This is a genomic window from Sphingomonas sp. GW821-FHT10F09 (genome assembly GCF_058809195.1).
The window spans coordinates 475,553-487,745 of the sequence record NZ_JBXASI010000001.1; the positions used below are offsets into that span (position 1 = coordinate 475,553).

The following is a 12,193-nucleotide window of genomic DNA, read 5'->3' on the forward strand; positions in this document are numbered from 1 at the left end:
TTTGGTCGCGCGGCTTCGACGCTCCAGACGGAGGCCGCTACGATGTTCGCCGACGCTAACCGGCTGACTCGCTCGGTCGAGGTTGACCGCTTCGTCCGCTCCGGAGCGATCGCCCTGTCCGAACGCCGCTTCCCGGCGGCCGTTCCCCCCGAAGTCGGCGTTAAGTGGCGCGGTGCGCTTGGCGATCTTGCACGCTACGGCAACCTGCTGGCGACGCTCAGCGGTCGCGGACGCGGCGGCGTACAGACTGAGGCCTTCCGCGAGCTGGGCGTCCAACTCAATGCGGGGCCGACCGCGGCGGATCTCGACCCCGGCGTATCCGCCGGCTTTGCGGCCTTGGCAGGCGCTCTGGTCGATCTGCGGGCTCAGGCCAGCACGCGTCACATTCTGCGCCGGACGGACCCGGACGTCCGCGCGCTCCTGACGGCAATGGCGAACGCTATCGGGCGGAACGACCTGGAAGGTCTGCGGGGTACTGTGGCGTCGAGCTGGACCACGGCGCTCTCCGTCTATCAACGTACATACGCTGTAGCCGCCACGGAGAAGGCCGATGCACGTCAGAGGCAGATTGTAGCCGACTATCTTACCGGTATCGATAGGCGCGACGCGCAGCTGGCGGCACTTGCCGGTCTGCGCGCATCGCTGCTCGGTCTCGCGGACGCGCACACTGCAGCCGCCAACGGATCGAGGCGGCCGTTTGATGAGATGCTTAAGGACGTGAACGAGCGGCTGAACCGGACCGAGGCCACCTACCGGGCGATCGACAAGGCAGGAGACGTGAAATGAGCGACGTTGACACCTTACCGGTCCGTCCCGGCGGCAATCCTGAGCTGCAGGCAATGCACCGAGATCTTGTGGCGCTAGTCCGTCGGCTGGAGGAGTCGATTGACACTGCCCCGGACGCGGCGACAATCGCCGCGATCACTGAGCAGATGGCCGAGGTGAACGCACGCGTGACATCGACCGGCCGGGTGCTTCTGGCCGCACAAACCGAGGAGATAGCGCGCCACGCCAAGGCAGTTTCCAACGCGATCCCGGCGATCACAAAAGAGATCGAGAGTCTTCAAGACTGCGAGCGCATGATTAGGAGCTTTTCCGCTTTGCTTGGTACCGTCGACGAGGCGGTGCGCGTCGCAACACTTGCCTGCGGATGACGGCCTCCCAACGGACCTGATCTCACGCTGCAGGGAGCGAATTTCCCATACTCCGCCTAGTTCGCGCCATCAATGTGAAATGGTGCCGCAGCCCGGTGTACGCGCAGGCTCGCCAGCCGTTATCGGTACAGCATCTATTCGATTGACGCTTGGTCGGACCACTTATCTTAAATACCTTCCTGCCCCAAGATCGCTTTCAGCTTCGTGTGAAGCTTCAGTTGCTCGGGTCGATAAGCCTTTACCTCGTCGACAATGGGAACCGGACCAGCATCGATGCGGCGATATACGCTCTCATGCAATTCGCCGTTCTCGAAAACGTATCGAGGCTTCTTTTTCCACTGCCAGCCAAGCGCCTTCACCATATATCGCTCTTCATGCTGCAGGCCGCGATGATCTCCGAAGGTCTGGAGCTCCCGGTCGTTAATTAAAATCTCGGGGACGCAATTCCGCAGTTCCTCGACCATCCATGCGAGCGCAATGTCGCTCAGCCGGGACTCGCTTTCCGTATAGCTTCCACCAATGTCGCTGTGGCAGCCGGCGAACCATACCTGCTTCAACCATCTCGGCTTCTGGTCCGCCCTACGGGCGGGTGTGACCTTCGGACCCCACTCGACGCGCGGGAAACTCGCGCGCTCCTCGTCAATCGCCATCGCATGGCGCGCGTAGGCCACCTCTCCAGAAAGGAACCTGTCGTAATTCTTGTTATGCCAAAACGCAAAATTCGTAGAACGCTTGCTCAGGTTCTTGTTGGGTACCTTACGAAGATCAATTTCAAGTTCCTTGCAGACCGGTGAATAGCTCTTCCGCAGGATGGTCGCCAAGTACAGGAGCCATCCAAGGGTAAGCGACACTGATGCGATGCTCAGCAACTTGAATATCCAATGAAACTGGAACGCGAACGAAGCGGCAGTGAACAGGCCGGCCGACAGAAGGATGGCACCGAAGATCGACTTGAGACTGCTACTGCCCAGCGCCGCAACCGTGTCGAATACACCGATAAAATGCGGTTCCACGTTACCCCGGGGGGCAGCCGGCTCTCCATTCTGCGAAGATCCATAGCGAAGGCGGAACCGGCGTCCGAGTTCCTCTCTCTGATCGAAGTAGGGCTGCGCGTTGCGACGCTTTCCCGCCCCGTGGTTGTAAACCTTCTGAACCGCTTCATACGCAACGGCTCGGACGGTCGCACCGTACTTGGGCATGGGCCGTCCGTCGGGCAGCCGAGTGGGAACCCCACAAAGGTTCAGTACGGATGCGAGTGCCCGAACGGTGTAGGCGCCCCTCGAGAAACCGAAAAGGCAGATTCGGTCTCCAACTTCGTAGGCGGCAATGATCGCCTCGTAGCAGTCGATAATATTCGTATCGATACCGGTGCCGACTGTCGCCTCTAGCAACTGCTTTGTTCTTTTAAAGGTCCAGCCGCTAACCTCGCCCTTCCCAAGTCCGGGATCGTAGAATGCGACTTGCTGCCGCGGATCGATGAATGAAGCTGGGCCTGGTCGCAATGCCCGGTAAAGCTTATACACGTTTGACAGCTTCTGATCAGGCCTGATGCCCCCAATCTGACCGGTTCCATCGGAAAAAATTAGGATATTCTTTGCCAACGCCTTCGCCTCCGGGACTGCGATCCGACCTTTTGGGTCTTCTAGCAGGGGACAGTCCTCGAAAGTAGGGGCGGCTCGCACCTTCGAAGGAGGTTAGTTCGCTGAGTTTAACGGACGACCGGTTTCGAGAAGCGCGACATCGCCGCTGAAGGGCCGGATTTGCGTCTGCCCGCGGCCGGTCGGCCGCGGCAGCTCACGACCAGGTATCGCCGTTCCTCCCTGATGGCGCGAACGTCTGGATCCGACAGGAGCTGCCGATTGAGCGTCGTGAAGCCGCCCTAAACACTTCGTTCAGTTGATCGTCATGGCTTCCCACAATCGGCCGCGCGTAGGATGCGCGATCGTCCCGTTTCCTCCATCTCCGATGCGGCATTTCGGGAAAACGCAATCGGGAACAGATTTTGGGAAAAGTCAGCCCGTCATCCGGATTTCGACACGTGCCGCACCGGCTGTCCCCCAACACGTTCCCAATCGAGAATGCGCCGCGCAGTCACCTCGATGCACTCACCGATCGGTGAGGCCTCGGCCTCGGACATTGGTAAATCTCATAGCTGCTGCGATCGTGGCGTAATCTCGTCAGGGGTAAACACGTCCGCGAGCTGGTATCGTCAAGCTATATTGGCGGTGGGTCGGCGGTTTCTGATGGAGCCATGATCGTCGTGCTGAAGACTTTTCTGGGTCTGGTTTGCTTGACGGGCGCTTCAGCCGCCATCGGGTTCTCCGCACCGGACCGAACAGACGAGCGTGCGCGAATGATCAGCTCGATCAAGGCAGCGGCCGCCGACGTTCCAGCACTGCGAGATGACCCCTTTTTCCAGGCAGCAGTCGCAGTGGAGAAAAATCTTCTGCGCGAGGATTTCGTGCCCCGCGCCGCAAAGCGGCAAGCCTACATCGGCGCACCGTTGGAAATCGGGTGGCAGCAGACGATTTCCGATCCTTACGTCATGGCGATTATGACGGCCGCGGTGCAAGTGCATCGCGGATCCCGCGTCCTGGAGATCGGGACGGGCTCCGGCTATCAGGCCGCGATCCTCGCCGTGCTCGGTGCAGAAGTATCTACGATCGAAATCGTCCCGCAGTTGGCACGCCAGGCAGCCACGGCCTTGCGCCGGCGCGGCTATCGGAATGTCCATGCCCGGGTTGGAGACGGCTTTGTGGGCTGGCCCGAACGAGCGCCCTTCGACGCGGTGATCGTCACCGCCGGTTCTGCGAGTGTTCCAACGCCGCTACTCGATCAATTGCGGATAGGCGGACGTCTGGTGATGCCGATCGGCCCCTCCACGGCCACCGAGCGGCTTGAGGTCTTCACAAAGCAGGCTGACGGTAATGTCGTCGCGTGTTCACTGGGTTGGGCGATGTTCGTGCCCCTTACGGGGCGTGGGTATGCGCCTGATCGCCCGGGTGTCGGCGATCACGGCAAGCCATGGTGCTTCGGGGCATCGGTCACCTGATCTATTGCAGACGACCGATGGAAAGTGAGACGGACGCATAGGCCCATTGCACTGTCAGGGATGGTGCAGTCCGCCTGATGCAGGGCGGCAATCGCAGCCACGAGTGCCAGGCCAAGCCCCGCACCTTCTGTGTTGCGACTGGCATCCCGCCGGTAGAAGCGTCGAAACACCTTCTCACGTTCATCGAAGGGAATGCCGGGACCTTTGTCGCATATTTCCGCCACTGCTTCGGCACCAACGATATGCAGGCGAGAGACGATATGCGTTCCGGGCGGAGTGTGGACGATCGCGTTCTCGATCAGATTGGTGAACAGCTGCGCGAGAAGGTCGGGGTCGCCGATGACGGTGACTCCTGCGGCATGGTGGGCAATGAACGTCTGCCCGGAGTCCTCGACCACGGGCAAGTAGGCCGCATGGATACGATCGAGCAGTTCGGACAGGTCGACGGGACCGAAGCGACGTCGCCCGACACCTCCCTCGATCGACCCAATCCGCAGCAGGGCCTCGAACGTCGCGAGCAGTCCGTTGGTCTGCTCGACGGCCGCGTCGATACTGTCGGGATCGCCGGCACCTGACGCCTGCAATCGTTCGAGCCGTTGGTGGAGCCGGGTAAGTGGCGTGCGCAGATCGTGCGCGATATCCGTCGACACCTGCCGCAGAGCCTCCATCGCCGCGTCCTTCCGCTCGAGCATGCGATTGAGGTTGCGGGTGAGGTCGTCGAACTCCGGACCGAACCCGATCATCGGCAGCCGTTCCGCGCTATCCCCTTCAATGATCCGGTCGATGGCGCGATTGACCGTCGCGAGCCGACGCAGGAAGACGCGCCCCACCAGATACCCGCCGATCAATGCGAAGGCAGCGATCGCGATGCCGCTCCAGATCGTGAAGTATCCGAGCCGCTGGCGTAGCTGCTGAACATCGAAGCTGTCGGTCGCCACGACGAGCAGCAATCCGTCGGGCAGCTGCGTTACTTGCGTTGCGAGATGTTCGACGTGTCGCGAACCGTCAAAATCCTCGGGCACCGCAACGCTTGCCTGACCGATCCTGGCGGCTTGCAGCGGCAGGTCGCCGGATAGCCGGTGTCCCGTTTTGTCGATCAGGAGATATCGATAGGGCGGATCCGCGTCGCTACCCCTGTGCCGCGCGATGGCATCCGTCAGTCCCGAGAGACCCAGATCGGCATATTCCGCGGCCAGAACCGACGATTCCGCCCGAAGCATCCCATCACTGGCTTCTCGGGCGTAATAACCGATCTGCCTCTCCACGGTGAGCAACAGGGCGCCTGCGCCGAGCGCCACGACGACCGCCAGCATTAAGGCGAAGCGAAAGGCCGCGCTCCCGAACGCGGCCGGGATGCGTGACCTAACCCGCATCGATCCGGTATCCAGCGCCCCGAACGGTCTGGATCAGTTCACGTCCGAAGCCGCGATCGACCTTGGCGCGCAACCGGCTCATGTGGCTCTCGATGATGTTGGTCTTGGGATCGAAGTGAAACGACCAGACATTTTCGAGGAGCATCGTGCGGGTCACCACCTCGCCTGCGTGCAGCATCAGATATTCAAGCAGTTTCAGTTCCTGGGCTTGCAAATCCACTCGCTGACCGGCGCGCGTCACGTTGCGGCGGATGCGGTCGAGAACCAGGTCGCCGACCGCAATCGTGGCGGCGACGTCCGAGATCGGGGGGCGCCGCGCGAGCGCATTGATCCGGGCGAGCAGTTCGGTCGCCGCGAACGGTTTCGCCAGATAGTCGTCGGCCCCCGCCTCGAGCCCTTCGACCCGGTCCTCGACGCCGTTCATGGCTGTGAGGAACAGCGCAGGTGTCCGTATCCCCGCCGCCCGGATGGCCTTGAGCGCCGGCAGGCCAGCGATGCCCGGCACCATCCGGTCAAGGATCAGAACGGCGTATTCGCTGGAAGATGCCAGGAAGATCGCGTCCTGCCCGGTCGAACAGGCGTCGACGACATGGCCTGCGCTGCTCAGGACGCGCTCCAGGTCCTCACGCGTCCCGGAATCGTCTTCAAGCAACAGGAGCTTCATTAGCTGATGATCCGGTTTCGCGCCGGAGACGGCAAGTTGGGCATAATCAATCTTGTCCTCACCTGGGGCGAAGGTTGCCGCTTCTAGAAGGGCACGGTGTAACCTGCCCCAAGGAATGTGTGTAATGAAAGACGTGCGATTGATGCTGGGTCTGCTGTCCGTCGCGGCGATGAGCGGGTCAGCCGCCGCGGCACCAATGAAACTGAAGGGACACCAGTACGCCGCTCAGGCGAAGGTCTCTCTCGCCACGGCACGGCAGACCGCACTCAAGGCGCGTCCCGGCACGATCACCGATCAGGAGCTGGAACGGGAGAAGGGTGGCAGCGGCCTGCGCTATTCCTTCGATATCACCAGCCACGGCAAGCCTTACGAGGTCGGAATTGACGCGCGAAGCGGCGTGATCCTCGAGAATGTTGCCGAAGGCAAAAACCCGGACTGACCAACATCGAGATCCCGACGCATTGGCCAGCGTTACCGGCCAGGAGGCGCGACAGAAGCATGTTGATCAGGGGGATCAGGAAGGGCGTCCTGCCCATTCTGCTTGCAGCGTTGCTGGCGGGATGCGCGCATTACACCGCGCTTCCGCTCACGCGAGACATACCGCTCGCGCCGTCTGTCGGCGCGCTGCAGGGTGCCGCGGAAGATCATGGAGCCTTATCAGTCAGTGACGTCGTGACGTTGGCGCTGGCAAACAACCCGGATCTTCGCGCGGCGCGCCTGAAGCGGGGCATTGCCGAGGGGCAGGCGACGCAAGCCTCGATCCTTGCCAATCCATCCCTGTCGGGCGCTTTCTTGCCTCTGCTTTCGGGGGCAGGCACCGTCCCGGCGTGGAATCTGGGACTGGCACAGGACATCAAGAGCCTCGTCACCTATCGCGCGCGACGCCGCGCTGCCACTGCCAGCACGCGGCAAGTTGCGGCCGATCTCGTCTGGCAGGAATGGCAGGTCGCCGGCCAGGCGCGCCAGCTTGCCACCGACATCATCATCGGCACGCGCAGCCGCCCGACCTATGTCGCGGCCTACGATCTCCTGTCCGATCGTAACGGCAAGCTCGAGCGCGCCCTCGCTGCCAGAACCGTGACGCTCGTTACCGTCGCCCCGGACCGTGTCGCTTTTCAGGCGGCCCGCACGTCGCTCAACACGCTCGACCAGACGTTGTTCTCGCAGCGGCACCAGCTGAACGCCCTGCTGGGCTTGACGCCCGATGCGGTCGTGCAGCTTGCGACCGCGCCCGACCTCCCGCCGTTCGACCCCGCCGCGATCCGTACAGGGCTTGCGATGCTGCCTGATCGCCGGCCCGACCTGCTCGCACTGCGCCTCGGCTATGCCGCCGCTGACGAGCAATTGCGCGTCGCGATCCTGTCGCAGTTTCCTGACCTGATCCTTGGCGGTTCCGCGTCGAGCGACAGTTCGAAGGTCATCAACGGCGGGCCGAACGTGCAGGTCGGCTTGCCCATCTTCGATCGCAACCAGGGCAATGTCGCGATCGCGCGGGCGACGCGGGCGCAGCTTCAAGCCGATTATTCTGCGCGGCTAGCGGCCGCTACCGGTACGGTCGGCGCGCTGCTGCGCGAATATGAGCAGCTCGCGGTTCAACTGGCGATCGCGCGTCGCGATCTGCCTGCCGCCCGCATCGCCGCGTCCCGGGCACAGGCGGCGTTCGGTGCCTCCAATATCGACGAGCGGGGCTATGTCGACCTCGTCTCCAACCGCTTCGCCAAGGAAGAGGAGATCATGACCCTGGAACTCGCGCTGTTCGATCGTCAGATCGCCATACAGACGCTGGTCGGCGCGGGCCTGCCGACGATCGACTTGTCCGCCGAACAAGCGGGGAGCGGTCGGTGATGCCGCCTCATCCGAGAATATCTGCTGCTCTGCTTCTGCTTTTGGTCACGGCTTGCAGCAGCGGATCTCCCGCGCCGGATGCCAGCGATACCCCGACGCCCAGCGTTCTCGTCAACACCGTCGCACCCCGTCAGGGTGCGCTACCGGCGATCGTCACGGCTTATGGCTCCGTGGCGCCGTCCGAGATCGGCACCCGGACATTCAACGAAGCGCAGCCGGGTCAGGTGACGCGACTGTTCGTCGCCCCGGGCAGCGCCGTGAAGGCCGGACAATCACTCGCGACCTTCGTCACCGCGCCGACCTCGCGTAGCGCCTACGAACAAGCGGTGAGCGCTCTCGCTGCAGCGCAGAAGGCGCGCACCAGTACGGCGCAATTGCTCGCGCAGCAGCTCGCAACAACAGATCAGCTGGTGCAGGCGGATAAGGCGGTGTCTGACGCACGAACCTCGCTCGCTGCGCTTCGCGCCGAGGGGGCTGGTGCCCCTGTCCACACCATCGTGGCACCGTTTGCGGGCGTCGTCACTGCGGTTGCGGTTGCCCAGGGTGATCGCACCGCAGCGGGCGCAACCATCCTGACGGTCGCGCGATCAGGCGGGATCGTCGTTACGGTCGGGATCGATCCGTCGCAGCGCGGCGCGGTCGCTGTCGGGCAATCAGCGTCGCTGAAGCGCCTGTCGGGTGGCGGTACGATCGAGGGCCGCGTCGTGCGGGTCGACGGCGCGTTGAATGCCGTGACCAAGATGGTCGACGTCGACCTGTCATTCCCCGCGGGCGCACTCCTACCGGGCGAGCCGATGCAGGTCGACATCCGCACTGGCGCGGTCACAGGATGGGTCATGCCGCACGCGGCCGTCGTGACCGCCGGTGGCAGCCCGAGGATATTTCAGGTGCAGAGCGGCAAAGCCAAGGCGGTGCCGGTCACCATCAGACTGTCGTCGGACGCGGGCGACGTCGTCGATGGCACACTGTCTCTACAATTACCGCTGATCGTCGCCGGTGCTTATCAGGTCACCGACGGCGATGCCGTCCGGAGCCGTTGATGCTGGAGCGGCTCCTGCGCACCCAGTCGCGCGCCTTCGTCCTTGTCGGCTTGGCGCTGGCGCTCGCGGGGATCGTCGCAGCGTTGTCGTTGCCGATCGGGCTCTTCCCTCAGGTGTCGTTCCCGCGGGTCGTCGTCGATCTCGATTCCGGTAGCCGCCCCGCAGATCAGACCGCGCTGACCGTCACCCGTCCGGTCGAGGAGGCGATCCGCGCCATCCCTGGCGTCAACAACGTCCGTTCCGAGACGGCGCGCGGGACGGCGCAGATCTCGATCGACTTCGGTTGGGGGCGCGACATGATCGCGAGCACGCTGCTCGTCGATACCTCGGTCGGCCGGATCCTGCCGTCGCTGCCTGCCGGCACGCAATACAATGTCCGCCGGATGGACCCGACCGTCTTCCCGATCATCTCCTATGCCCTGGTATCCGACACGGCGGATCCAGCCCAGCTCCAGGACTTCGCACGGCTTCAAATCACCCCGCTGCTGTCCTCGATCACCGGTCTCGCCAAGGTCGGCGTGCAAGGTGGCGACACCGCGGAGGTCGAGGTACTCGCGGACCCGCAACGGCTCGCGAGCTACGGCTTGGCGATGGCGGACCTTGCGACCGCCATCCGCAACGGCAACGTGTTGAGTGCGGTGGGCCAAGTCCAGGATCGTGGTCGACTCTCGCTCGTGATTGCCGATCGCAGTGTCGCCAGCGCTGCGCAGATCGGTGACATCGTCGTCAAGGCGGCCTCGGCAGGGGTCGTTCGGGCGCGGGATGTCGCGACCGTGCAGACCGGTGCCGTGCCCGTCTGGCAGCGGATCGTCGAGGACGGGAAACCCGCGGTGCTGTTCAACATCTACGAACAGCCAGACGGCAACGCGGTCCAAATTGCACAAGAGGTGCAGGCGAAGTTGGCGGGCGTGAAGCTGCCGGCCGGGGTAAAGCTCGTCAACTGGTACGACCAGAGCGAGCTGGTGACCCAATCGGTCGCGAGCGTTCGCGACGCGGTGCTGATCGGCCTCCTGCTCGCCGCGCTGGTGCTTCTCCTGTTCCTGCGCAGCTGGCGCGTCACGCTCGTCGCTGTGATCGTCGTGCCGGCCACGCTGGCGGCGACGGTGTTGGTGCTGAGCATCCTCGGCATGAGCTTCAACATCATGACCCTCGGCGGCATCGCCGCAGCAGTCGGGCTGCTGATCGACGACGTCATCGTGATGGTCGAGCATATCGCCCGCCGCGCCGGCGAGGTGAGACCGGATGGGGAGATCGCCGGCAATGCCGCGGTCATCCCGGCCGCGCGTGAGTTTATGGCACCGCTGACCGGATCGAGTCTCGCGACGCTGATCGTGTTCGTGCCGCTATCATTCCTGACCGGGGTCACCGGCGCTTTCTCTAAGGCGCTATCGGTGACGATGGCGGCCGCGCTCGCCATTTCTTGGGCGATGACCGCTTTCGTCGTGCCGGTCCTCGTGCGGTGGCTGGTGGACTTTCGTACATGGAAGGATCCTGGTGTCGCCGGTGAGGGGCGGCTTGCCGTGGTTCACGACAAGGGCCTTGATCGCTTGTCGGCCCGGCCCTGGCTGCTCCTTGTCATTCTCGTGCCGCTCTTGGCGGTCGGCTATATCGGCTACTCCAAGGTGCCGACAGGCTTCATGCCGAAGGTCGACGAAGGTGGCTTCGTCATGGACTATTACACCGCGCCCGGCACGTCGCTGGACGAGAGCGGGCGTCAGGTCGGTCAGATCGACCGTCTGCTTGCCGCCAATCCGGAGGTGCTGACCTTCTCGCGGCGGCTCGGCACCGGTCTCGGTGGTGATCTCGGCCAGAGCTATCACGGCGACTATTTCGTTCGACTGAAACCGGACCACAGCCGCCCGACCGAGGAAGTGGCCGTCGACGTCGCCGACGAGATCGGGGTCAAGGTGCCAGGCGTCCAGGTCGAGGTCGCGCAACTCATCGAGGATCTGATCGGCGATCTCACGGCCGTTCCGCAGCCGATCGAGGTCAAGCTCTATTCGTCCGACCCGACCGTGCTCGATGCCCAGGCGAAGAAGGTCGCTGCCCTGATTGAGAAGATCGACGGCGTCGTCGAGGTGAAGGACGGCGTCCAACTGGCCGGCGACGCACTCGATGTCCGAGTCGATCCCGTCCGTGCCGGCGTGGAAGGCGTGGCGCCGGTCGACGTCGAGGCCCAACTGTCGACTGCGCTGAGCGGCACCGTCGCTACAACCCTTGCCCGACCGGACAAGGCCATCGACGTCCGCGTCCGGCTTCCGCAGGCGATGACGATCAGCCAGGCCGGGCTTGCGCAACTGCCCATCCGGGCCACTGATGGCCATGTATTCCCGCTGTCGCGTGTCGCGTCAATCGAGGCGGTCGTCGGACAACCGCAGATCGCCCGTGAGAACCTGGAACCGATGGTCGCCGTGACCGGTCGCATTCAGGGACGCGGCATCGGTGCTGCCGTCGGCGACGTGACGAAGGCCCTCGACCAGCCAGGCGTACTGGCACCTGGTATCCGTTATGAGCTGGGCGGTCTCTATCAGCAGCAGCAGATCGCCTTCGCCGGCCTCATCAAGGTGTTCGGCGCAGCGCTCGTCGCCGAGCTGGTGTTGCTGCTTGTGCTTTACCGGCGGTTCTGGCTGCCCGTCATCATCATCGGCTGCTCGCTCCTGTCGACCACGGCCGTGTTCACCGCCCTGTGGCTCGCCGGCGTCGACCTCAACATCACGGCGCTGATGGGCATGACGATGATCATCGGCATCGGCACCGAGATGGCGATCTTCTACGTCTCCGAGTTCGAGGAACTCTGCCACACCATGCCGCCCGTCGTCGCGACGCGCGAGGCAAGCCGCAACCGCCTGCGTCCGATCACGATGACGACGCTGGCGGCAATCCTGACGCTCCTGCCGCTTGCCCTGGCGATCGGCCAAGGCTCAGGCATCCAGCAGCCGCTCGCGATCGCGATCATCGCCGGGCTGTTGCTGCAATATCCGCTCGTCCTCCTGGCAATGCCGATCCTCGTTCGGCTGACCCTACCGCATTCCGACCATGATCCCGCCATTTCAGCATAAGGAACT

At 63.6% G+C, this 12,193-nt stretch carries 10 protein-coding genes; 7 read left to right on the forward strand and 3 right to left on the reverse strand.

What is annotated here, in order from left to right; genetic code table 11:
- Window positions 1–42 precede the first annotated feature (42 nt).
- Together AC1RTO_RS02280 and AC1RTO_RS02285 are read left to right on the forward strand one after the other, a co-directional pair.
- A complete protein-coding gene (locus AC1RTO_RS02280) occupies window positions 43–786 on the forward strand; it encodes a hypothetical protein (protein ID WP_493159313.1) in 744 nt (247 codons plus the stop codon).
- The gene (locus AC1RTO_RS02285; RefSeq protein ID WP_493159314.1) at window positions 783–1,154 is read left to right on the forward strand and encodes a hypothetical protein; all 372 of its coding nucleotides are present in this window, start codon (window positions 783–785) and stop codon (window positions 1,152–1,154) included. Before AC1RTO_RS02280 ends, AC1RTO_RS02285 begins: the two co-directional genes overlap by 4 nt.
- Before the next feature lie 167 nt (window positions 1,155–1,321).
- On the opposite strand, the gene AC1RTO_RS02290 is transcribed toward AC1RTO_RS02285, so the two are convergent.
- Window positions 1,322–2,755: a T6SS phospholipase effector Tle1-like catalytic domain-containing protein gene (locus AC1RTO_RS02290; protein WP_493159315.1), complete on the reverse strand. Its 1,434-nt coding sequence runs from the start codon at window positions 2,753–2,755 to the stop codon at window positions 1,322–1,324.
- Window positions 2,756–3,405: 650 nt separating this feature from the next.
- Between AC1RTO_RS02290 and AC1RTO_RS02295 the strand changes: the two genes are divergently transcribed.
- A complete protein-coding gene (locus AC1RTO_RS02295; RefSeq protein WP_493159316.1) occupies window positions 3,406–4,206 on the forward strand; it encodes a protein-L-isoaspartate(D-aspartate) O-methyltransferase in 801 nt (266 codons plus the stop codon).
- On the opposite strand, the gene AC1RTO_RS02300 is transcribed toward AC1RTO_RS02295, so the two are convergent.
- Window positions 4,167–5,519, reverse strand: a complete 1,353-nt coding sequence (locus tag AC1RTO_RS02300; RefSeq protein ID WP_493159317.1) for a sensor histidine kinase — start codon at window positions 5,517–5,519, stop codon at window positions 4,167–4,169. The two genes, AC1RTO_RS02295 and AC1RTO_RS02300, sit on opposite strands and share 40 nt — an antisense overlap.
- 49 nt (window positions 5,520–5,568) lie before the next feature.
- Window positions 5,569–6,243 (reverse strand): winged helix-turn-helix domain-containing protein, encoded by a 675-nt coding sequence (locus AC1RTO_RS02305; protein ID WP_493159318.1) that lies wholly within the window; start codon window positions 6,241–6,243, stop codon window positions 5,569–5,571.
- Between the two features lie 124 nt (window positions 6,244–6,367).
- On the opposite strand from AC1RTO_RS02305, the gene AC1RTO_RS02310 reads away from it, so the two are divergent.
- The 4 genes from AC1RTO_RS02310 to AC1RTO_RS02325 all read left to right on the forward strand — a co-directional run bounded on the left by AC1RTO_RS02310 (window position 6,368) and on the right by AC1RTO_RS02325 (window position 12,187).
- A complete protein-coding gene (locus AC1RTO_RS02310) occupies window positions 6,368–6,682 on the forward strand; it encodes a PepSY domain-containing protein (RefSeq protein ID WP_493159319.1) in 315 nt (104 codons plus the stop codon).
- Between the two features lie 353 nt (window positions 6,683–7,035).
- The gene (locus AC1RTO_RS02315; RefSeq protein ID WP_493159320.1) at window positions 7,036–8,088 is read left to right on the forward strand and encodes a TolC family protein; all 1,053 of its coding nucleotides are present in this window, start codon (window positions 7,036–7,038) and stop codon (window positions 8,086–8,088) included.
- Complete coding sequence (locus AC1RTO_RS02320) at window positions 8,088–9,128, forward strand: efflux RND transporter periplasmic adaptor subunit (protein ID WP_493159321.1); 1,041 nt, start codon at window positions 8,088–8,090, stop codon at window positions 9,126–9,128. Before AC1RTO_RS02315 ends, AC1RTO_RS02320 begins: the two co-directional genes overlap by 1 nt.
- Entirely contained in the window at window positions 9,128–12,187 is a 3,060-nt protein-coding gene (locus tag AC1RTO_RS02325; protein WP_493159322.1) for an efflux RND transporter permease subunit, read from the forward strand. Before AC1RTO_RS02320 ends, AC1RTO_RS02325 begins: the two co-directional genes overlap by 1 nt.
- The last annotated feature ends 6 nt before the right edge of the window (window positions 12,188–12,193 follow it).

Excerpts from the sequence above, each read along its gene's own strand:
- AC1RTO_RS02280 (WP_493159313.1), top strand. The coding sequence starts at position 43 with ATGTTCGCCGACGCTAACCGGCTGACTCGCTCGGTCGAGGTTGACCGC.
- AC1RTO_RS02285 (WP_493159314.1), top strand. The coding sequence starts at position 783 with ATGAGCGACGTTGACACCTTACCGGTCCGTCCCGGCGGCAATCCTGAG.
- AC1RTO_RS02295 (WP_493159316.1), top strand. The coding sequence starts at position 3,406 with ATGATCGTCGTGCTGAAGACTTTTCTGGGTCTGGTTTGCTTGACGGGC.
- AC1RTO_RS02300 (WP_493159317.1), bottom strand. The coding sequence starts at position 5,519 with ATGCTGGCGGTCGTCGTGGCGCTCGGCGCAGGCGCCCTGTTGCTCACC.
- AC1RTO_RS02305 (WP_493159318.1), bottom strand. The coding sequence starts at position 6,243 with ATGAAGCTCCTGTTGCTTGAAGACGATTCCGGGACGCGTGAGGACCTG.
- AC1RTO_RS02310 (WP_493159319.1), top strand. The coding sequence starts at position 6,368 with ATGAAAGACGTGCGATTGATGCTGGGTCTGCTGTCCGTCGCGGCGATG.
- AC1RTO_RS02320 (WP_493159321.1), top strand. The coding sequence starts at position 8,088 with ATGCCGCCTCATCCGAGAATATCTGCTGCTCTGCTTCTGCTTTTGGTC.
- AC1RTO_RS02325 (WP_493159322.1), top strand. The coding sequence starts at position 9,128 with ATGCTGGAGCGGCTCCTGCGCACCCAGTCGCGCGCCTTCGTCCTTGTC.